The sequence below is a fragment of the Streptomyces antioxidans genome (assembly GCF_000968685.2).
In the GTDB taxonomy this organism is placed as follows: Bacteria; Actinomycetota; Actinomycetes; order Streptomycetales; family Streptomycetaceae; genus Streptomyces; species Streptomyces antioxidans.
Genome location: NZ_LAKD02000064.1, coordinates 17,416 through 38,623, shown reverse-complemented (window position 1 = coordinate 38,623; position 21,208 = coordinate 17,416). Strand labels below are relative to the sequence as shown.

At 73.8% G+C, this 21,208-nt stretch carries 15 protein-coding genes and 3 riboswitches; of the genes, 9 read left to right on the top strand and 6 right to left on the bottom strand.

Annotated features, from left to right (window positions below; all coding sequences use genetic code 11):
- Positions 1-165 precede the first annotated feature (165 nt).
- The 4 genes from VT50_RS24315 to VT50_RS24295 all read left to right on the top strand — a co-directional run bounded on the left by VT50_RS24315 (position 166) and on the right by VT50_RS24295 (position 6,019).
- Positions 166-1,254: a Gfo/Idh/MocA family protein gene (locus VT50_RS24315; protein WP_046087085.1), complete on the top strand. Its 1,089-nt coding sequence runs from the start codon at positions 166-168 to the stop codon at positions 1,252-1,254.
- A 61-nt stretch (positions 1,255-1,315) separates the two neighbouring features.
- Positions 1,316-4,342, top strand: a complete 3,027-nt coding sequence (locus tag VT50_RS24310) for an alpha-mannosidase (RefSeq protein WP_046087084.1) — start codon at positions 1,316-1,318, stop codon at positions 4,340-4,342.
- Between the two features lie 217 nt (positions 4,343-4,559).
- Positions 4,560-4,817, top strand: a complete 258-nt coding sequence (locus tag VT50_RS39360) for a hypothetical protein (RefSeq protein ID WP_046087083.1) — start codon at positions 4,560-4,562, stop codon at positions 4,815-4,817.
- 53 nt (positions 4,818-4,870) lie between these two features.
- Positions 4,871-6,019: an ROK family protein gene (locus VT50_RS24295; protein WP_046087105.1), complete on the top strand. Its 1,149-nt coding sequence runs from the start codon at positions 4,871-4,873 to the stop codon at positions 6,017-6,019.
- Between the two features lie 9 nt (positions 6,020-6,028).
- Here the strand turns inward: VT50_RS24295 and VT50_RS41030 are convergent, their stop codons facing one another.
- The 6 genes from VT50_RS41030 to VT50_RS24265 all read right to left on the bottom strand — a co-directional run bounded on the left by VT50_RS41030 (position 6,029) and on the right by VT50_RS24265 (position 13,289).
- Entirely contained in the window at positions 6,029-7,759 is a 1,731-nt protein-coding gene (locus VT50_RS41030; protein WP_276207322.1) for an ABC transporter ATP-binding protein, read from the bottom strand.
- Positions 7,756-8,607, bottom strand: coding sequence for an ABC transporter permease (locus VT50_RS24285; RefSeq protein ID WP_046087082.1), 852 nt, complete (start codon positions 8,605-8,607; stop codon positions 7,756-7,758). The genes VT50_RS41030 and VT50_RS24285 overlap by 4 nt, the downstream gene beginning before the upstream one ends.
- Positions 8,604-9,551 carry an ABC transporter permease gene (locus tag VT50_RS24280; protein ID WP_046087081.1) on the bottom strand — a complete coding sequence of 316 codons (948 nt, stop codon included), beginning with the start codon at positions 9,549-9,551 and terminating at the stop codon, positions 8,604-8,606. Before VT50_RS24280 ends, VT50_RS24285 begins: the two co-directional genes overlap by 4 nt.
- Before the next feature lies 1 nt (position 9,552).
- A complete protein-coding gene (locus tag VT50_RS24275) occupies positions 9,553-11,097 on the bottom strand; it encodes an ABC transporter substrate-binding protein (protein WP_240529289.1) in 1,545 nt (514 codons plus the stop codon).
- 52 nt (positions 11,098-11,149) lie between these two features.
- Positions 11,150-11,276, bottom strand: a riboswitch (cobalamin riboswitch).
- Positions 11,277-11,349: 73 nt separating this feature from the next.
- Positions 11,350-11,811 carry a hypothetical protein gene (locus tag VT50_RS24270; RefSeq protein WP_079343880.1) on the bottom strand — a complete coding sequence of 154 codons (462 nt, stop codon included), beginning with the start codon at positions 11,809-11,811 and terminating at the stop codon, positions 11,350-11,352.
- Positions 11,812-11,873: 62 nt separating this feature from the next.
- Positions 11,874-13,289 carry a prenyltransferase/squalene oxidase repeat-containing protein gene (locus VT50_RS24265; protein ID WP_046087078.1) on the bottom strand — a complete coding sequence of 472 codons (1,416 nt, stop codon included), beginning with the start codon at positions 13,287-13,289 and terminating at the stop codon, positions 11,874-11,876.
- Positions 13,290-13,411: 122 nt separating this feature from the next.
- A riboswitch (cobalamin riboswitch) is annotated at positions 13,412-13,487 on the bottom strand.
- A gap of 103 nt (positions 13,488-13,590) precedes the next feature.
- A riboswitch (cobalamin riboswitch) is annotated at positions 13,591-13,724 on the top strand.
- Between the two features lie 174 nt (positions 13,725-13,898).
- On the opposite strand from VT50_RS24265, the gene VT50_RS24260 reads away from it, so the two are divergent.
- From VT50_RS24260 to VT50_RS24240, 5 genes are read left to right on the top strand one after another with little or no spacing between them, the layout of a single operon-like run.
- Positions 13,899-16,622 carry a prenyltransferase/squalene oxidase repeat-containing protein gene (locus VT50_RS24260; protein WP_046087077.1) on the top strand — a complete coding sequence of 908 codons (2,724 nt, stop codon included), beginning with the start codon at positions 13,899-13,901 and terminating at the stop codon, positions 16,620-16,622.
- Positions 16,619-17,536: a hypothetical protein gene (locus tag VT50_RS24255; protein WP_078840771.1), complete on the top strand. Its 918-nt coding sequence runs from the start codon at positions 16,619-16,621 to the stop codon at positions 17,534-17,536. The genes VT50_RS24260 and VT50_RS24255 overlap by 4 nt, the downstream gene beginning before the upstream one ends.
- Positions 17,533-18,699: an energy-coupling factor transporter transmembrane component T gene (locus tag VT50_RS24250; RefSeq protein ID WP_107424876.1), complete on the top strand. Its 1,167-nt coding sequence runs from the start codon at positions 17,533-17,535 to the stop codon at positions 18,697-18,699. Before VT50_RS24255 ends, VT50_RS24250 begins: the two co-directional genes overlap by 4 nt.
- Positions 18,696-20,345, top strand: a complete 1,650-nt coding sequence (locus VT50_RS24245) for an ABC transporter ATP-binding protein (protein ID WP_046087075.1) — start codon at positions 18,696-18,698, stop codon at positions 20,343-20,345. Before VT50_RS24250 ends, VT50_RS24245 begins: the two co-directional genes overlap by 4 nt.
- Positions 20,342-21,166: an ECF transporter S component gene (locus VT50_RS24240; RefSeq protein WP_046087074.1), complete on the top strand. Its 825-nt coding sequence runs from the start codon at positions 20,342-20,344 to the stop codon at positions 21,164-21,166. Before VT50_RS24245 ends, VT50_RS24240 begins: the two co-directional genes overlap by 4 nt.
- Positions 21,167-21,208: the final 42 nt, after the last annotated feature.

The window sequence follows — 21,208 nt, the reverse complement described above, 5'->3', positions numbered from 1 at the left end:
CGGTGACGAAGGGGAGCGTGCATCCACCTTGACCACCGACACCCGGCGGGCGCCCTCAAGGATCACGGCTTCACCGTCGAGACCTCCCGCCGACCACCCCATGGTCGCCGGGCCCGACGGCTTCGACGTGCCGGAGGTCCGGACGCTGACCGGGAGGGGGCCGCTGTGGGCGAGCCGCTGAAACCGCTGCGGGTGGGCATCGTGGGCGCGGGAAAGATCAGCGGCGCCTACCTCGCCACCCTGACCACGCTGGCCTCGGTGGAGCTCACCGCCGTCACCGACCTCGACCGCGGCCGCGCCGAGGCCGTCGCCGCGCGCCACGGGGGCCGCATCGCCGTGGCGGACTCCGTGGCCGACCTGGTGGCGCGCGAGGACGTGGACGCCGTCCTCAACCTCACCGTCCCGGCCGCCCACGCCGACGTCGCGCTCCAGGCGCTGCGCGCGGGCAAGCACGTCTACGGCGAGAAGCCCCTGGCCGCGAGCCGCGAGGAAGCCGACGCCGTGCTCGCCGCCGCCCGTGAGAGGGGCCTACGGGTCGGCTGCGCGCCCGACACCGTCCTCGGTACCGGCACCCAGACCGCGCGCAAGGCGGTCGACGACGGCCTGATCGGCCGACCGGTCGCCGCCACGGCCTTCATGACCGGCGCCGGACACGAGACGTGGCACCCGGACCCGGAGTTCTACTACCGGCCCGGAGGCGGCCCGCTGCTGGACATGGGCCCGTACTACCTCTCCGCCCTGGTGCACCTGCTGGGCCCGGTGGTCCGGGTGACCGGCGCGTCCTCACGCTCGCGCGCCGAGCGCACCATCGGCAGCGGCCCGCGCGCCGGGCACAGCTTCCCGGTGGAGGTGGACACCCACATCACCGGCACCCTGGAGCACGCCGAAGGCGCCCTGTCCACGCTCATCATGAGCTTCGACATCCGCGCCGCGCGCCTGCCGCGCATCGAGGTGCACGGCACCGTGGCCTCGCTGTCCGTACCCGACCCGAACACCTTCGACGGCGCCGTCGAGCTGAACCGCGGCGACGGCTGGGAGACGCTGCCGGTCTCGGCCGGCTACCCGGACGCGGGGCGCGGCGCGGCCCTCGCCGACCTGTCAGAGGCCCTGTCGGCGGGGCGCCCGCACCGCGCGTCCGCCGAACTCGCCGCCCACGTCCTGGACGTCATGCTGACGCTCATGGACGCGGCGGAGCAGGGCCGGGCCCTGCCGGTCACCAGCAGCTGCGAGCGGCCCGCCCCGGTCACCCGCTGACCTACACCCCGTACGCGCCGACACGACCCGAAGGCGACACGACCCGAAAGACAGGCCCTGGATGCACGACGACCGGAAGTTGGTCGAAGCCCGCCTGGAGCGCGTCCTCAACGAACGCGTCCGGCCCGCCGTCCACCCCGCCACCACACCCCTGACCGTGGAGATCTGGTCCACCGCGGACGAGCCCGTCCCGGTGGCCGAGGGGCTGGCGGCACCGACCCGCCCGATCGCCCCCGGCACCCCCTGGGGCGCGCCCTGGGGGACCAGCTGGTTCAAGGTGACCGGTGAGGTGCCGCCCGAGTGGGCCGGAAGGACGGTCGAGGCCGTGCTCGACCTCGGCTTCACCCCGCGTGCCCCCGGCTTCCAGTGCGAGGGCCTTGTCTACGAGCCCGACGGCACCCCGGTCAAGGGCCTCCACCCGCGCAACACCCACGTCCGCGTCGGCGCCCCGGCCGTCGGCGGCGAGCGGATCCACTGGCGCGTCGAGGCCGCCTCCAACCCCGACCTCGAGGCGGGCGGCGTGCCCTTCCAGCCGACCCGGCTCGGCGACAAGTCGACCGCGGGCGACGCGCCCCAGTACGTCCTCGGCGACATGGCGCTGGCCGTCTTCGACGAGACGGTGTGGAACCTGGTCATGGACCTGGAGGTGGTCGGCGAGCTGATGGCCGAGCTGCCCGTCGACGGCGCCCGCCGCTGGGAGCTCCTGCGCGCCGTCGGCCGCGCGCTGGACGCCATCGACACTCAGGACGTGAACGGCACCGCCCGGGCCGCGCGGGAGGCGCTCGCCGAGGTGCTGGCCGCGCCCGCCAGCCCCGCGGCGCACCGCATCAGCGCCGTCGGCCACGCGCACATCGACTCCGCCTGGCTGTGGCCACTGCGCGAGACGGTCCGCAAGGTCGCCCGTACCACCTCGAACATGACCAAGCTCATCGAGGACGAGCCGGACTTCGTCTTCGCCATGTCGCAGGCCCAGCAGTTCGCCTGGATCAAGGAGCACCGCCCCGAGGTCTACGCCAAGGTCAAGGAGGCGGTCGCGGCGGGCCGCTTCGTACCGGCGGGGGGCATGTGGGTCGAATCCGACACCAACATGCCCGGCTCCGAGGCGATGGCCCGGCAGTTCGTCCACGGCAAGCGCTTCTTCCTCGACGAGTTCGGCATCGAGAACGACGAGGCCTGGCTCCCCGACACCTTCGGCTTCGCGGCCGGTCTGCCGCAGATCATCAAGGCCGCCGGATCCCACCGCCTGCTCACCCAGAAGATCTCCTGGAGCACCACCAACTCCTTCCCCCACCACACCTTCGACTGGGAGGGCATCGACGGCACCCGGATCTTCACCCACTTCCCGCCGGTGGACTCCTACAACTGCGAGCTGACCGGCGCCCAACTCGCGCACGCCGCGCGCAACTTCAAGGAGAAGGGGGTCGCCAGGCGGTCCCTCGCCCCGGTCGGCTACGGCGACGGCGGCGGGGGCACCACGCGCGAGATGGTCGCGAAGGCGGCGCGGCTGCGCAGCCTGGAGGGCGCGCCGACGGTCCGGTGGGAATCTCCCACCGCCTTCTTCGAGAGGGCCGAGGCCGAATACCCCGACCCGCCGGTGTGGGTCGGCGAGCTCTACCTGGAGCTGCACCGCGCCACCCTCACCAGCCAGGCGCAGACCAAGCGCGGCAACCGGCGCAGCGAGTCCCTGCTGACGGAGGCCGAGCTGTGGGCGGCCACGGCGGCGGTACGGGCGGGGGCCCCGTATCCGTACGAAGAGCTCGACCGGATCTGGAAGACGGTGCTGCTGCACCAGTTCCACGACATCCTGCCGGGCTCGTCGATCGCCTGGGTGCACCGGGAGGCGCGGGCGACGTACGCGCGGGTGGCGGAGGAGTTGGAGGGCATCATCGGGGGTGCGCAGCGCGCGCTGGCCGGTGCGGGCGGCACCAGGGAGCTGGTCTTCAACTCGGCGCCGCACACCCGGCGCGGTGTCCCGGCCGGCGGCGCGTCGGCCGCGGCCGACGAGGGCGGCGTCGACCCGGCCCCGCGCGACGGCGGCGGCTATGTACTCGACAACGGCCTGCTGCGCGTCGAGATCGACGCCCGCGGTCTGGTCGTCTCCGCGTACGACCGCGCCGCCGACCGGGAGGCGATCGCCCCCGGACAGGCGGCCAACCTGCTCCAGCTGCACCCCGACTTCCCCAACCAGTGGGACGCCTGGGACGTCGACGCCTTCTACCGCAACACCAGCAGCGACCTCACCGAGGTGGCCGCCCTGGACGTCGAGGGCACCTCGGTGCGCATCGTGCGCACCTTCGGCGGCTCCCGCGTCAGCCAGCTCCTGTCCGTGCCGAAGGACGCCAAGCGGCTCGACATCGACACCGAGGTCGACTGGCACGAGACCGAGCGCTTCCTGAAGCTCGCCTTCCCGCTGGACGTGAAGGCCGACCGGTACGCCTCGGAGACGCAGTACGGGCACGTCTACCGGCCCACCCACCAGAACACCAGCTGGGAGTGGGCGAAGTTCGAGGCCTGCAACCACCGCTTCGTGCACGTCGACGAGCCGGGCTGGGGCGTGGCGATCGTCAACGACGCCACATACGGCCACGATGTGACCCGCGCGGTACGGACCCGCGCCGACGCGGGGACCACCACCACCGTACGGGCGTCGCTGCTGCGCGCGCCCCGCTACCCGGATCCGGAGACGGACCAGGGTGTACACCGCTTCCACCACGCGCTGGTCCCGGGCGCCACGGTCGGCGACGCGGTACGCGAGGGCTACCGCGCCAACCTGCCGGAGCGCCGTGTCACGGGCGCAGCCGCCGAGGTGGCGCCCCTGGTCGGGGTCGACAACGACGCCGTGGTGGTGAGCGCGGTCAAGCTCGCCGACGACCGCAGCGGCGACCTGGTGGTCCGCCTCTACGAGGCGAACGGCGCCCGCGCCCGCGCCACCATCCGCGTCGACGGCTTCGCCGCCGACCGGGCCGCACTCACGGACCTGCTGGAACGTCCGCTCCCCGGCGCCGAACGGCCGACCCCGGCCGACGCCGGCGTGGCGCTCACACTGCGGCCGTTCCAGATGGTGACCCTGCGGCTGCCACGCGCCTGAGAGGACCGGATTCGCGATGACTTGCCCCAGCGACACGCGCGGACCGCCCCACCGCGGTGTGCGCGACGGACCCCGGCGTCGCCGGTCTCGTCCTGCCGACGGAGCCGCGCGATGAGCTGGCCGAGACGGTCCGGCTGGTCCCGGCGCCGTCGCGCCGGTCCCGCCGCCCTGCCCCAGGTCGCTCTCGCTCAGCGGCTGGTCCGTGGCCGGGGAGCCCGTGCCACACCAGCGGGCCGGGCGGGAGTACGGGGAGATCCGCGAGGAGTTTCAGGCGCTGATCGGGGATGTGGCGGGGCGGCTCACGGCGGGGTTCGGGCTTGCCACCGCGTACGACTGCGATCTGCCGGAGCGGCCGGGCGCGCGGCTGGCCGCGTCCGAGGACGGGGCCGTGGCCCTTGGGTTCCGCCCGTTCCCGATCCGCACGCCGCGGCCGCGGCCTACGATGCCCCCGAGGAGCCAGGGGGAGACACGTTGACGACCGCGAAGCCCGAAAAGCCGTCCATCAGGCGCGGTACCAACCTGCCGCGGATGGCGGACTTCAACGAGTCCGTGATCCTGGACGCCATCCGCCGGCACGCGGACGGCCTCAGCCGGGTGGAACTCGCCCAGGCCACCGGCCTGTCGGCGCAGACCGTCTCGAACATCACGCGCCGGCTGCTCGACCAGGGGGTGGCGCGCGAGTCGGGCAAGCAGCACACCGGCAGCGGCAAGCCCCGCACCCTGCTGGAGGTCGTGCCGAGCTCGCGCCATGCGATCGGCGTGCACCTCGACCCCGCCGTGATCACCACGGTCGTGGTGGACCTGGCCGGTACCGTCGTCGCCCAGCGCAGCCGGCAGACCCCGAGCGGCGGTGACACCGACCGGACCACCGCCGACATGGCGGCGTCGGTGTCGGCGCTGCTGGCCGAGTCCGGCATCGACGACGCCCGGGTGCTTGGCCTGGGCATCGCCGCCCCCGGCCCCATCGACGCGGCGTCGGGCTGGGTGGTGGACCCGCCGGAGCTGCCGGGCTGGGGCCGCTACCCGCTGCGCGACCGCCTGAGCGAGGCCACCGGCTTCCCGGCGCTGCTCGACAAGGACGTGACGGCGGCGGTGGTGGCCGAGCGCTGGGCGGGCGCGGCCACCGACAGCCGCAACCTGCTCTTCTTCTACCTCGGCACCGGCTCGGGCATGGGCCTGGCGGTGGAGGACACGGTGCTGCGCGGGGTGTCGGGCAACGCGGGCGAGGTCGGCGGCCTCGGCGCGTCCTTCTCGGCCCGCACGCTCGTGGACGAGGCCATCGGCCTGGGCGTGCTCGGCACCGAGTACACCTGCCTCGACCCGGCCGACGCCCAGCGCGGGCTGGAACGCCTGGCGGCGCTGGCCGCCGCCGGGGACGCACCGGCGGACGGCACCATCGAGCGCCTGGCCATCCGCATCGGCCGCGGCGTCTGCGCGGCGGCGACACTCCTGGACGTGGACACGGTGGTGTTCGGCGGTCCGGTGTGGCAGCTGCTGTCCGACCGCCTCCTGGCCACGATCGAGCCGATGGTGGAGCGGAGCCCCTTCGTCAGACCGACCCACCCGACGACGGTCACATCGACCACCCTGGGCGAGAACGTGGCGGCGATCGGCGCGGCATCCCTGGTCCTGGACCGCACCCTGTCCGCTCAGCCCAGGTCGCTGCTGCTGAGCTGAAGCATCTCCTCATGCGTCGGCGCCGCCTAAGCCGGGCGCGCCGGACCACGCGGCGGGAAGGACATCGGCGACGGGTCCGCGCCGTACGCAGCGGCCGTGCTCGAACAGCGCGGCCTCTTCGGTCAGGGCGCGGACCGCGGGCAGGTCGTGGCTGATGAGCAGCAAGGTGGTCGCGGCCGGGGCGAGGAGACCGGGCAGGGCGTCGAGGAGCCGCTGTCGGGAGACGGTGTCCAGCGCCGATGTCACCTCGTCGCACACGAGCAGGGAAGGACGCGCCGTCAGCGCCCGTACCAGCGCACAGCGCTGGAGCTGGCCGCCGGAGAGCCGGTCCGGGGTCCGGTGCAGCAGCGCCCGGTCGAGGCCCAGCGCACCGGCCACCTCGATCGCCTCCGCTGCCGCCTCCTCGGGGTGCAGGGCGCGCAACAGCCGTGCGGTGTCCGCGAGTTGGCCGAGGACCGGACGGTGTTCCTCGAAGGAGCCCGCGCTGTTCTGGTGCACGTACTGAATGGCGCGGCGCTGGGCGGGCGTGCGCCGGTCGATACGGCGGGGGAGGGGGCGGCCGTCGAGCCGCACCTCGCCGCGGGACGGCGTGGTCAGCCCGGCCAGGGCCCGGGCGAAGGTCGTCTTGCCCGAGCCGGAGGGCCCGAGCAGCGCGATCGTGTGGCCGGGCGGGAACGCCATCGACACCGGCCCGGCCAGGGGATCGCCGGACCGGCGGCGGACGGCGAGCCCCGTGGCGGCGACCCCCTCACGGCCCTCCGACGCCGGGGCCACCGCGGCCGGGGCCACCGCGGCCGGGGCCACCGCGGCCGGGGCCACCGCGGCCGGGGCCGCCGTGGTCGGGACCGCCTCCCCGCTCGTGCTGGGGTGGCGTTCCGCGGCGAGGAGTTCCCGGGTGGCCCGGTGGCGGAAGGCCGGAGGCCCGGCGGTGGTGGGGCGGCCGTCGGGTGCGGGGCCACCGGTGCCGAGGACGTCCGCCGTCGGCCCGTCGTCCACGGCCCGGCCGTGTTCCAGCACGATGACCCGGTCGGCCGTCTCCCGCACCAGCTGGAGGTCATGGCTGAGCAGCAGCACGCCCGCGCCGCCGTCCGCGAGCGCCCGTACCGTACGGCCCAGGGCGTGCGCGAGGGCCGGGTCAAGACCGCTCGTCGGCTCGTCGAGCACCAGCAGCCGGGCCCCTGTCACCAGGGCGGAGGCGAGCGCCAGACGCTGCTGCTGGCCGCCGGAGAGCTGGTGCGGGAAGCGTCGGCGTACGGCCTGCCACTCCAGCCCGGCCAGGGCGAGTGCCCGGCGCGCTGCGGGCTTGCGCGCGGCCCGCAGCGGGTGCCCGAGGGCGGCCAGCTCCATCAGCGCGCCACCGGCCCGGCGGACCGGATCCAGAACCGTCTCCGGGTGCTGGGGCAGCTGCGCGGCCCGGCCCGCCCGTGCCGCGGGGCGCCGGGCCGGTGCCAGGAGCAGCAGGTCCGTACCCGCCAGCAGAACGCGTCCGGTCAGCCGCACACCGCTGCGGGAGGCACCGAGCGCCGCCAGCCCGAGCGTCGTCTTGCCGCTGCCCGACGGCCCGACGACGGCGGTGACGGCACCGGCCGGAACGGTCAGCCCGACCCGGTCCAGCAGCGGGCGCTCCGCCCCGTCGGCGTGCGCGGAGATCTCCGGGATGTGCAGTGGGAGGACATGCGCGGTGCCGGTCACCGGTCCCCGGCCTCCCCCGGCCACCGGCTGCTCACCTTCTCCGGTCACCGGCCCCTCCTCCGTGCGACGACGCGGTCCACGAGCAGATTGCCGCCGACGCACAGCGCCGTCAGCAGACCCGCGGGCACCAGCACCGCCGCGGGCTGGGTGAACAGGGCGTCGCTGTTGCGCTCGATGAGCACCGCCCAGTCCGGCGAGGACACGGGCAGCCCCAGACCGAGGAAGTTGGCGGACGCCAGCAGGTACAGCACCACGGAGAACCGGCCGCCCGCGTCCGTGGCGAGGGGAGCGGCCAACTGCCGCGCCAGGTGCCGCAGATGGATGTACGCCCAGCCGCGCCCCTGCATCCGCAGCGCCTCGACCACCGACCGGGTGCCCGGCGCGAGCGCGGCGCCGCGCACCAGGCGTGCCACGGCCGGGACTTGGAGCACCCCCGCCACCGTCACCAGCCAGTACCCATCGCGGTGTCCCGTCGCGGCCAGGGTCATCAGCACCAGCAGTCCGGGGAAGGCGAGCAGCAGGTCGAGGCCGCGCATCACCGTCTCGTCGAGCCCGCGCCGCGGCCCCGCGGCCAGCAGTCCCAGCGGCACCCCGGCGGCCATGCCGATCAGCAGCGCGCCCAGGGCGCTCCCCAGGACCGAGGCCCCGCCGTGCAGCACGAGCCACAGCACATCGCGGCCCAGGACATCCGTACCGAGCGGATGCCCCGCACCGGGCGGCCGCGACGGCAGCGCGCCCTGTTCCGACGCCGGATCCCCGGCCAGCCACGGTCCCAGCAGGGCCACCAGCACCGGCACGCCGAGCAGCACCAGAGCGATCCACGGACGGCGGGGCCGGTCGCCGCGTACGGCCCCGGGCCCCTCCGGCCGCGCCCCCGCCTCCTCGGCCGAGCTCACGCCGTCACCTCCCGGCCCGGTGCCAGCCGGTGGGCGGCCAGGTCGGCGGCGAGGTTCACCACGATGGCGGTGCCCGCGAACAGCAGCGCGTACGTCTGCACCTGCGGCATGTCCCGGTTCTGCACCGCCTCGACGAAACCGCTGCCCAGCCCGCGGAAGCCGAACACCGCCTCCACCAGCACGGCACCGCCCAGCAGCCCCTCCACACAGCGGGCGTACTGCTGCGCGGCGGGCCCCAGGGCACCCGGCAGCACATGGCGCAGCACCACCGTCCGCTCCCGCATCCCCAGCAGCCGCAGGTGTTCCGCGACGGGCCCGTGCCGCTCGGCCGCCACGCCCGCGCGGATCTGCCGCGCCAGATCACACAGGTGCCGGGCCGCCAGGACCGTGACGGGCAGCACCAGAACGGCCGGCTGGGCCAGCAGCGCGGCCGTGTCCATGCCGACGGCGGTGGCCGGGAGCAGCCCGGCCGCCAGCGACACCGAGGCGACCAGCAGCAGTCCGAGCACGAACTCCGGGACGGCGTGCAGCACGAGGGCCACGGTGTTCAGCGTCCGGTCGAGGCGGCTGCCCTCCCGCAGCCCCGACACCGTGCCCAGCAGCGGCGCCGCCACCGTGACCAGCACCAGCGCCGGTACGCCCAGCAGCAGCGTCACCCCGACGCGGCGGCCGATGTCGTCGCCCACCGGCACCCCGGTGGTCAGGGAGTTCCCGAGGTCGCCGGTGAGCAGATCGCCGAGCCAGTGGCCGAAGCGCGCCCAGGCGGGCTCGTCCAGCCCCAACTGGGCGCGCAGCGCCGCCACTTGTGCGGGCGTGCCGAGCTCGCCGCGGAGGACGTCGGCCGTGTCGCCGGGCAGCAGCGAACCGACGGCGAACACGGCGACGAGCACCACCAGGCACTGGAGGACGGCCAGCAGTGTGCGCCGCAGGACGTAGCCACGCACGTCAGCCGACGCGGACCCGGTCGAACCGCGCCCAGTCGTGCGAGTTCGGTGGGGCGGCGCGCAGACCGCGGACCGACGCGCCGATGGCGTCGGTGGCATCGGAGAACGCCCACACCAGCAGCCCGGACCCGGCACGGGCGAGCTTCTGGGCGCGGGTCAGCAGGGCCAGCCGGTCCCGCTCGTCGCGGGTGGTGCGGGCGCGCTCCAGCAGCCCGTCGAACGTCTCCGAGGCGTACTGCGTCTGGTTGCGGGCCGCTCCGCCCCGCACCCGCTGCTGGAGGAAGTCGGAGACGGGCAGCGTGGAGGTGGTGTTGAAGGCGGCCACGCCCTTCGTCTTGATCTCGCTGAAGTACGTACTGGCGGCGCGGGTGTTGGCGGTCAGCCGCAACCCCACCTCGCGCAGCTGCCGCGCCATCAGGTCCGCGGCCGGCTCCCATGCGGCGTCCACCGGGCTGGTCTCCACGGTGATCCTCAGCCCGTCCGCACCGGCCCGCTTCACCAGCCTCCGCGCCTCGTCGACATCGCGCTCGCGCGGCTCCAGATCGTCGGGGTAGCCCCGCAGGCCCATGCCGAACAGGTCGTTCCCCGGCTCGCCGTGACCGGCGAGGGCGACCCGCACCAGCGCCTCCCGGTCGAGCCCGAGCTGTACGGCGCGCACCAGCCGCGGGTCGTCGAACGGCTTGCGGCCGGTGCGCAGCAGCAACTGCTGGGCGGTGGCCCGTTCCACGGTCAGCAGCCGCGTGGAGCCGTCCTGCTTCAGCCGGTTCACGGAGGCCCCGGCCATGTCGGCGGCGTAGTGGACCTGTCCGGACAGCAGCGCGTTGAGCCGTGCCGACTCGTCGTTCGCGGGGACGATCTCCAGCTCGGCGATGTGCGGGGCGCCGTCCCAGTGGTCCGCCCAGCGCCGGTAGCGGGCGGTGCCACCGGGCGTGAACGAGACATGGGTGAAGGGGCCCGAGCCGATGGGCTTGCCGAAGTCCGTCGTCCCATCGGGGATGATCTCGGTGCCGGGGCCCGCGAAGACGGTGGGGAACTCGAAGTTCGGAGCCTTCAGCACGAAGACGACGGACCGCTGGCCATCGGCCTTGCTGGCCCCGAAGTCGATCGCGGAGAGCAGCACTTGCGAGGGGGAGCCGGTGGCGGGGTCGGCGGCGCGGCGGTAGCTGTAGAGGACGTCCCTGGCGGTGACCGGCTTCCCGTCGTGGAACTCCGCGGTGCGCAGCCGTATCCGCCACCGGGTGCCGGACGCGTCGCTCTCCCAGGACTCCGCGAGCCGCCCGCGCACGGACATGTCGTCCGCGTAAGTGCCCAGGGTGTCGTACAGGGCCTTGGCGCGGGCCTGGTCGACGAAGTTCGGGGCGACATGGGGATCGAGGGTCTCCTGCGAGCCGCCGGCGGTGAACGCGGCCCGGAACCGGTCGCCGCCACCCCCGTCCTTCGTGTCCGCGCCGCACCCGGTGAGCAGTCCTGAGGAGGCCAGCGCCAGGGCGCCCCCCGCGGAAAGCACCGCTCGTCTGCCGGGCCCCGTCCGGGCATGCGTCGTCACAGTCGATCCTCTCCGGGGTGTCCTCGCCCCTGCCATCGGACCGGCGACGGGTCAGTCTCCTGGCTCCCGGATCGTCGCTCACCTCCGCCTTCCCATCCGCGTCCGCGGACAGTGACATGCGGGAGGACCGCTCCCCGGTCACAGTGGCGGGACCGCGCCGGACTCGCACCGGCTTCCTGGCCCCCGTCGCCTCGTGGGCTCATTGTGGCGCACGGGGCGACGGGGGCTGAGACCAGGGGTTCGGCACGGCAGCTAGCCGAGTGGACTCCAGTCGAACCAGCCCCGGGACGTGTCGTAGAGGTCCGTGGGTTCGTCGCACGTCTGGGATGTAAAGATCCGCAGTGCGACGGCATCCGCGCGCGTCGCGTAGCCGTCCGCCAGGACCACGAGGATCAGCACCGAGCACAGCGTCAGCACGGGGAGGACTCGTCCGTGGCGTACGCGTGAGACGGCCGGTGCCGCCACGGCCAGCACGATGGCGGCCAGCAGGAGCCACCGGTTGACGCTTTCTTCCCGGTCGAGTCGTGCGGACAGGTCCGCGACGTCGGGGCAGAGTACGTACGTCTCCGGTCCATCGATCAGCGACAGACAGCGCTCCAGCACCGCGACCCCCACGATGAACAGCCCGAGGACCGGCAGCGGACTCGGAGCTCGCTCCGACCCCGGCCCCGGCCTCGCCCCCATCCGCGTCCTGACCTGCCGCGCGACGCCCATCGCCCCCGTACCCTTCGACTGCCCGGTGGAACATCCAGCTGGGCACAGAGACTACCGCCCCCTCAAGCGCCCCAGCGCAGGGCGATCGTGTCGCCGACCCCCACGGCCTTGCCCCGCGTGGCCGCGGTGAAGGCCGAGCCGTCGGTGCTGACCTTCCAGGTGTTCGAGCCGCTGTTGGCCTTGCCGTTCAGCGAGGTGATGGCGCCCGTGCCGGACGACGGGGTCACGGAGGTCACGCAGCCCGCGGGGGTGGCCGCGCCGGTGGCCGCGTCGAGGACGGCGCCCAGGGTGGTCGTCGTGCCGGTCGGAGTGAGGGCGACCGAGCACACCTTCAGCCGACCGGTGCCGTCGTCCACGGTCAGCGCCAGTTTCGCCGCCGTGCCCGAGGTGAAGGAGCCCTGGCTCACCCACTGTGGAGCGCCCGCGGTGGTGGGCGTCGGCGGGGTGGCGGTGAAGCCGCCGCCCGCGACCGCCCGCAGCCCGTCGATCGAGGCGTAGGCCGACGGTGTGGTGTCGCTGGGCAGGTACTTGAAGCCGCCGCCTGGGTTGAACTGCTGGGCGATCAGGAAGTCGACCGGGGTCTTGCCCAGGGAGGTGAGGAAGTCACCGGTCTGCGGGTTGACGCCACAGGCGTTCAGGCCCGAGACGGCCCAGCCGTTGGAGTCGGTGTTGGCGCCGAACATGGCGTTGAAGGCGCCGCTGTTGGCGATCAGCTTGCTCTTGAGGAACGCCCTGGCCTGCGCGATGTCGGTGTCGGTGTTCGGCACGCCGGAGACGCACAGCGCGGCCATCGCCGCGCCGGTCATGTCGATGTCCCCGGGGGTGGCCAGTTCGGTGGCGTTGCCCTCGGCCTTGCCGTAGTTCCAGCCGCCGTCGTTGTGCTGGTTGGCGCGGATGCGGGTGACGATCGCGTCGCGCAGGGCCTGGGGGACACGTATGCCGCCGGACCGGGTCTTCGCGCCGTTCAGGGCGAGCGCGGCGAAGACGGTGCCGTTGAAGTTGGCCGACGGGCCGAAGTAGCCGGTCTCTGCGGTCTGCCAGTAGCCGTAGATGTCGGCGATCAGGTTGCGGGAGGCGGAGACCCGGCCCGGGTCGATGCCCGCCGCGTACGCGTTGAGCGCGGCGCGTTCGTAGTCGGTGACGACGGGGGAGGAGGACGGCCAGCCACTGGTGGAGAGCAGACCGCGGTAGACGGATCTCGCATTTTTGCTGGTATCGCCGTCCGGTGTGACGTCCACGGCGGCGGTTCCGGCCGCGGCGAGCGCGCTGAAGGCCCATTCGTTGGACAGCCCGGACCCGGCGTACGAACCGTCCGCAGCCTGGAGGGACTTGAGGTAGGTGACGCCGTTCGTCTTCGACGTGGCGATCTGTGCCGGACTGGAGGTCGCCACGGCGGGCAGCGCCGAGAGGGCGAATGCGCTGAGGGACGCCGCCGCGGTGAGTGCGAGGCGGCGGAGGGACACGGGACGGGAGGACATGGCCTGCTCCTGTGGTGAGGGACGCCGACCGGCCCGTGCCGGGCCCTGGCGGCCTGCGGAGCAGCGGGTGTGGCCGCCGTCCGAAATCGCGTGGACCGGCTTCCGAAGGTGCGTCACCGCTTGGGCATTCGGGCTCGGGACGGCCCCCTGCCGTCCCATACCGCTGCGCGTCAGCCCCGGACTCCCACCGGGTTCCCCCACTCGGCAGTGCGGGACGGTACAGGACGCGCCCCCGCCCCGCCAGCGGTCGCGCGGCAGGATCGGCGCCGCCCCAGCGCCGCCCCGGCACCACCTTGACGCCGCTTGGGAACCGTGCTCAAATCCGGCTGACACACGAGTCGTTCCAGGGGAAGCCGGTCGAAGTCCGGCGCTGACCCGCAACCGTAGGCCCGGCACCGCTGGGCGAGCCGGAATGCCTGGGACGTGTTCTTCAGCGACAAACGCCGTCGCGGACTACGGCGTGGTTCGACAGCTTCCCCACGCGGGTCTCCCCGCGCGGGAGGCCCCTCAGCCACGCTCGACCCCCGGCGGTCACACAGCGAGGGGGCGGGGGCCGTGGCGGGGACCTACGGACGAACAAGCGCGCGGACGGGTGCGAGACCGGGGCCTTTGGCGGCGCTGTCCCTGGCGCTTGTACTGCTAGGCGCCTGTCTGGCGTTTCTCACGCCGACATCCGCCGCCGCGGACCCCATCGGCGACTGCACCGCCACCAAGGGCGCGGTGGTCGCCGTCGATTTCGGGCCGTTCGGCGGCAAGGTCGAGCGCGGCTGCGACACCACTCCGACGACCGGCTACGAGCTGCTCCACGAGGGCGGCTTCAGCACCGCCGGGACCGAGCACGACGGTCCCGCCTTCATCTGCCGCATCGGCTTCGGGCCGTTCAACTCCGGTACGCAGTACCCCACTCCGGACAAGGAGTCCTGCGTCCTCACCCCGCCCGCCACCGCCTACTGGTCGTACTGGACCGCCCCGCCCGGCCAGGACGAGTGGACCTACAGCCCCTACGGCGCCATGGACCGCAAGCTGAAGAACGGCGACGTCGACGCCTGGGTGTTCGGCGGCACCGATGTCGGCGGCAGCACGGGCGAGCCGGAGTTCAGTCCCGACGACGTCCGCGCGGGCGGTGGCGGGGGCACCCCCGGCCCCGGCGGTGGCACGCCCACCGGGCCGTCCGGCGAGGTCGACATCACCGCCGCCGCGACGTGGCTCAAGGGCCGTCTGACCGACGGGACACGCATCGACAACGACGGCACCCCCGACTACGCGCTGACCGCTGAGACCGGGTATGCCCTCGCCGCCGCCGACGGCAAGGGCGCCGACCTCGACAAGGTCACCGCCTTCCTGGCCGCGCACACCGCCGACTACGCCTACCCCGGGGGCCGGGACCAAGCGCCCGATGCCCCCGCCGCCGCCCGCCTGGCCCTCCTCGCGGAGATCACCGGGGCGGACCCGGCCGACTTCGGCGGCCACGACCTCGTCGGCGATCTGCGGAAGAACGTGTGCGCGGCGGGCCCCGAGTCCGGCGAGCCGACTCCCGGCTGCACCGCCAAGGGCGACGTCCGCAACGCCACCTACGCCGAGGGCCAGGCGCTGTCCGTGCTGGCCCTGCTGCGCGCCGGGGCGACGCCCCCCGCCGCCACCGTCGACCGGCTGACGCAGCTCCAGTGCAAGGACGGTGGCGTCACCAGCATCCTCATCCGGCCCGGCGAGAACTGCGACGGCGACCCCGCCACCACCGGTATCGTCGCCCTGGTGCTGCACAAGGCGGGCGGTCACGGCGAAGCCGTGACACGGGCCCGTGCCTACCTGACGGAGGCCCAGCGCGAGGACGGCTCCTTCCCCGGCTACTCCGGGGCCACCACCGGCAGCGTCACCGCGACCGCCTACGCCGCCCAGGCGCTGCGCGCGCTCGGCGACACCGACCGCGCCGACGCGGCGGTGGGCTGGCTGTCCAGGCAGCAACTCGACGGCGGCGGCTTCGGATTCGAGGAGGGCGCCGCCGAACCGGCCGTCTACCCGGCCGCGGTGGCGGTGCTCGCCGGTGCCCGCACCAGCCTGGTCACCCTGACGGCGAAAAAGTCCGGGCCCACCCAGCCGCCGACCACGGAACCGGGCACCCCGACCACCCCGCCGCCGGGTGTCGGACCCGATCTGAAGAAGGGCGTCGCGTATCTCACCAGTGCCGCCAACCTCAAGCAGGGCCAGTACTACACCGCCGGACCCTCCTCATCCCGCGCCGACTTCGGCCTCACCATCGACGGCGCCTACGCGCTGGCCGCCACCGGCCTGAACAACGCCAAGCTCCGCGGCATCGTCGACCACCTCGACCACGGCGGCAAGGACGGAGAGGGGCGCACGGTCGACGACTGGACGGGCATCGGCACCGCGTACGCGGCGGGCGGCTCCCTCGGCAAGACCGCCCTGCTCGCCGAGGTGGTCGGACGTGATCCGCGCGACTTCGGCGGCCATGACCTCATCGCCGCGCTCGGCAAGGCTGTCTGCGCGGAGCCCAGTGCTCCACCGGACCGTTCCTGCGCCGCCAAGGGCGCCTACGCCTACGCCCCGTCCGTCTTCGCCCAGTCGCTCGCGGTCATGGCACAGGTGCGCGCGGGAGAGAAGACGGTGGCGGAGGAGCCGATCGCCTATCTGGAGAGCCTTCAGCACACGAGCGGGGCCTGGCCGAGCCTGATCCCCGCCACCGGCGACTCCGATGTGGACTCCACCGCCATCGCCGCCATGGCCCTGGACTTGGCCGGTGGTGAGAAGGCGGACGCGGCCGTGGGCAAGGCCCTGAAGTGGATCGCCTCGAAGCAGCTCTCCGACGGCGGCTTCCCGGGCGCGGCGGGCAACTCGGTCAACTCCGCGGCGCTCGCGGTGCAGGGCCTGTCGCTGGACGCGGCGACGTACACCGACGAGATCACGAAGGCCCGGACGTTCCTGGCCTCGCAGCAGAACACCGACGGCGGCTTCAACGTGGCGGAGGAGGGCCAGCGCGGCTCCGATCTGCGGGCCTCCACCCAGGCGGTCGGCGGTGCCACGGGCATCCCCTTCGGTGAGCTGAAGCGCAGCCTGGCCGACACGTCGCCGCAGCCCACGCCGAGCCCCAGCGACAGCGGCCCGGACATCGTCACCCCTGACGACACGGGCGGTGCCGATGGCGGACACACGGCCGACGGCGGCAGTGGTGACGACGGCGGCGGTGCGCTGGCCTCCACCGGGGTGCGGCTCGGGACCCTGGCCGTCATCGCCGCGCTGCTGGTGGTCGCCGGGTGGCGCACCGCGGTCGTCGCGCGCAGGCGCACCGGCCGCCCGGACGCCGGGAGCGCGAGGTGATCCCCGCACGTCTCGCACACGCGGCGGTCCGCGTGGCGGCGGCGCTCGGCCTGACGGCCGCCGCCCTCGGCGTGACCGCCGCCCCGGCCGCGGCGGCCCCCCAGCCCATGGGCCGCTGCACGACCACCTCCGGAGTGGTGCTCGCCGTGGACTTCAGCGACTGGGGCGGCCCCCTCTTCCGCTCCTGCGGCACCGCCCCCACCACCGGTTACGAACTGCTCAACCAGGGCGGCTGGCGCACCACCGGCACCGGGCACGACGGACCGGCGTTCATCTGCCGCATCGGCTACAGCGGCTACAAGAACGGCAAGCAGTACCCGACCCCGGGCGAGGACGACTGCGTCCTGACCCCGCCCGCGTCGGCGTACTGGTCGTACTGGCACGCGGACCCCGGGACGAACGACTGGCAGTACAGCCAGCTCGGCGCGATGCTCTACAAGCCGAAGCCCGGCAGCGTCGACCTGTGGATCTTCGGCGGTACGAATATCGAGGGCACCGAGGGGCGGCCCACCGTCACCCCCGACCAGCTGCGCGCCCACAACACCCGCCCGCAGGGGGGCGGGACCAGGCCCTCCTCCACCGCGAAGGCACCCCCGCTGCCCCCGGACGTCGACACCGGCCCCGCCCCCGAGCGCCGGGCCACCACACCGGCCGGATCCGGCTCACCGAAGCCGGAGCCGAAGGAGCCCAAACCGAGCAAGAGCCCGACCCCGTCGCATACGGCCGGTCCCACCGACAGCCCCTCGGCCCAAGCGGCACCGAGCCCGAAGACCAAGGTGGTCGACGCGGCCCCCGCGGGCGAGGCGAAGCACGACCCCGGCTCGATCGTGCCCGTGGCCGCCGGTGTGTCCCTCGTGGCGCTGATCGGCGCGGCGGCGGCGTTCGTGGCGCGGCGGCGCCGCCGTACCGAGTGACCGCGGTGGCCCGTACGACCGTCGAGCCCGCGGCCGCCCCTTCCGCACCGCGTCCGGACCGGGGCGGCCGCCGCCTGCCGCGCGCGCTCCACCCGGTGGCCTGGTGGGTGTGGGCGCTCGCCCTCGCCACCGCCGTCAGCCGCACCAACAACCCGCTGCTGCTGTTCCTGGTCCTCGCCGTCCTCGGCTACGTCATCACGGCCCGGCGCACCGAGGCTCCGTGGGCGCGTGGCTTCGCGTACTACCTGTATCTGGCCCTGACGGTCGTCGCGATCCGTGTCGTCTTCCGGGCCGTGTTCGCCACCGGGATCACCCCACGGGACCACTTCCTCTTCTCACTGCCGCATGTCCCCACCCCCGACTGGTACGCGGGCATCCGCATCGGCGGCCCGGTCTCCCTGGAGGCGCTGCTCTCCTCGGCCACCGACGGGCTGCGGCTGGCGTGCATGCTGTGCTGCGTCGGCGCGGCGAACACCCTCGCCAACCCCAAGCGAGCGCTGCGGGTCCTGCCGGGCGCCCTCTACGAGCTCGGGGTCGCCGTCACCGTCGCCATCAGCGTGGCGCCGCAGCTCGTGCAGAGCGTCCAACGCGTCGCCAGGGCAAGGAAGTTGCGCGCAGGGCGCGCACAGGGGATGCGGGCGCTGCGGGGCATCGTGGTCCCCGTTCTGGAGGACGCCCTCGAGCGCTCGCTGCGGCTGGCCGCCGCCATGGACTCCCGTGGCTACGGCCGGGCGGGCTCCGCGACCCGCCGCTCCCGCCGGGCCACCGGTGCGCTGATGCTGCTCGGCATGTGCGGACTGTGTACCGGTGCGTACGGTCTGCTGGACGCCACCGCGCCCGCCTTCCTTGGCATACCGGCGATGACGGTGGGCGCGGTGCTGTGCGTGGCCGGTCTGCGGCTGGGCGGACGGCGCGTCACCCGCACCACCTACCGCCCCGATCCGTGGCGGCTGCCGGAGTGGGCCGTGGCCGGGAGCGGTGTGCTCTCCGCCGTCCTGCTCTTCACCGACCTCGGCTACGACCCCGCCCAGCTCAACCCCACCTTCTACCCGCTGACCTGGCCCGGGCTGCCCCTGGTGCCCACCGCCGTGATCCTGCTCGCCGGGACCGCCGGATTCCTCGCACCGCCGCCCGGACCCGTCCGGAAGGCCGATGCCTCGTGATCACCTTCGAGCAGGTCACCGTCCACTACGACGACGCGGCCGAACCCGCGCTGCGCGATGTCGACCTCACGGTGGAGGAGGGCGAACTCTGCCTCGTGGTCGGGCACACCGGCGTCGGCAAGTCCACCCTCCTCGGTGCCGTCAACGGCCTGGTGCCGCACTTCACGGGCGGCACGCTGTACGGCCGCGTCACCGTGGACGGCCGCGACACCGCCGACCACCCGCCCCGGGAACTCGCGGACGTCGTGGGCGTGGTCGGCCAGGACCCCATCGACGGCTTCGTCACCGACACCGTCGAGGAGGAACTCGCCTACGCCATGGAGCAGTTGGCGATCCCACCGACCACCATGCGCAAGCGCGTCGAGGAGACCCTCGACCTGCTCGGCCTCGCCGAGCTGCGCCACCGCGCCCTGTATGAACTCTCCGGCGGCCAGCAGCAGCGCGTCGCGATCGGCTCCGTCCTCACCGCCCATCCCCGCGTCCTCGTCCTGGACGAGCCGACCTCCGCGCTCGACCCCACGGCGGCCGAGGAGGTCATCGCCGCCGTCACCCGCCTCGTCCACGACCTCGGTGTCACCGTCCTGATGGCCGAGCACCGCCTCGAACGGGTCGTCCAGTACGCCGACCGTGTCATCCATCTGCCCGGCGACGGCCACGCCCGCATCGGCACGCCCGCCGACATCCTCCGGACGTCCACGATCGCGCCACCGATCGTGGAACTGGGGCGGGCCGCGGGCTGGTCACCGCTGCCGCTGTCCATCCGAGACGCCCGCCGGGCCGCGGCACATCTGCGCTCCCGGCTGACCGGCCGCACACCGGGTCCCGTCCGCCCGCTGTCCGCCCAGGACCGGCCACGGTTGCTGGCCGCCCGTGGCGTGACCGTCACGTACCACGGCGTCCCCGCCGTACGGGAGGTGGACCTCGAACTGCACACCGGTGAGGTCACCGCCCTGATGGGCCGTAACGGCTCCGGAAAGTCCTCACTGCTGTGGGCCCTCCAGGGCACCGGCCCGCGCCGGGCCGGGACCGTCGAGGTGGCCGACCCGCACCGGAGCACGGCCGCTGACCCGCACACCGTGCCCGCGGACCAGGCCCGCCGGTTGGTCGGGCTGGTCCCGCAGACCCCCGCCGACCTGCTCTACCTGGAGAGCGTGGCACAGGAACTCGACCAGGCCGACACCGAATCGGCCGCGGGACCGGGGGCCCGTGCCGTCCTGGACCGGCTCGCGCCCGGTATCGACGGCGCCACGCATCCCCGCGACCTGTCCGAGGGGCAGAAGCTGGCCCTGGTGCTCGCCATCCAGCTCACCGCCGCACCGCGGATCGTGCTGCTGGACGAACCCACCCGCGGCCTCGACTACCGCGCGAAATCGGCACTCATCGGCATTGTCGACGCCCTCGCGGCCGACGGGCGCGCGGTCGTCATCTCCACCCACGACGTGGAGTTCGCCGCCCGTGCCGCCGACCGTGTGGTGGTCATGGCGGAAGGGGACATCGTGGCCGACGGCAGAACGCCCGACGTCATCGTGGCATCGCCCGTCTTCGCGCCCCAGACGGCGAAGATCCTCGCTCCGCTGCCCTATCTGACGGTCGGGCAGGTCCAGGACGCGCTGCTGCCGGAAGACGGACGGGAGACGGGCCCATGACCTCACGTACCGCGACGGCCGTCCGGCTGACCCCGCGCGCCGGAGTGGTCATGGCGCTGGCCGCCTTCCTCGGACTGGTCGCGTTCTTCTGGCCGTTCGTCGTCGCCCCCGGCACGTTCGGCTCCACCTACGCACCCCTGCTGATCTTCGGCGTGCTGCTGGTGCTCGTCCTGTGCGTGGTGCTCTCCGAGATCGCCGAGGGCGGCATCGACTCCAAGGCGCTGGCCATGCTGGGCGTCCTGTCCGCAGTGAACGCGGCCCTGCGCCCACTGGGCGCCGGGACGGCGGGTGTCGAGACCGTCTTCTTCGTCCTGGTCCTGGCCGGGCGCGTCTACGGGCCCGGCTTCGGCTTCGTACTCGGCTGCACCTCGCTGTTCGCCTCCGCGCTCATCACCGGCGGGGTCGGGCCGTGGATGCCGTACCAGATGTTCGGCTGCGCGTTCGTCGGCATGCTCGCCGGGTTCCTGCCCCGGGCCACCGGGCGGCGCGAGGTGCTGCTGCTCGCGGTCTACGGGTCGCTCTCCGGCTATCTGTTCGGCTTCCTGCTCAACCTCTCCTTCTGGCCGTTCTCCCTGGACCCGAACAGCTCCATCGCCTATCTGCCCGGACTGCCCTTCACCGAGCAGTGGCACCGCTACGTGGCCTTCGACCTCGCCACGTCCCTGGGCTGGGACACCGGACGCGCCGTCACCAACTTCGTCTGCGTCCTGCTGGCGGGACCGGCCGTGCTGACCACCTTCCGGCGCGCCGCCCGCCGCGCCCGCTTCCGGGCTCCGGTGTGCTTCGAAGCACACCGGACGGCCGAATTCGAACCACGTTGACCCGGTGAATCGCGGAGGTGAGCGCGCCTGGTGGATTTGCTA

Bases quoted from the DNA above. Each gene is read 5' to 3' on its own strand.
- VT50_RS24310 (WP_046087084.1), top strand. From the start codon at position 1,316: ATGCACGACGACCGGAAGTTGGTCGAAGCCCGCCTGGAGCGCGTCCTC.
- VT50_RS24295 (WP_046087105.1), top strand. From the start codon at position 4,871: ATGGCGGACTTCAACGAGTCCGTGATCCTGGACGCCATCCGCCGGCAC.
- VT50_RS24265 (WP_046087078.1), bottom strand. From the start codon at position 13,289: ATGTCCTCCCGTCCCGTGTCCCTCCGCCGCCTCGCACTCACCGCGGCG.
- VT50_RS24270 (WP_079343880.1), bottom strand. From the start codon at position 11,811: ATGGGCGTCGCGCGGCAGGTCAGGACGCGGATGGGGGCGAGGCCGGGG.
- VT50_RS24240 (WP_046087074.1), top strand. From the start codon at position 20,342: ATGACCTCACGTACCGCGACGGCCGTCCGGCTGACCCCGCGCGCCGGA.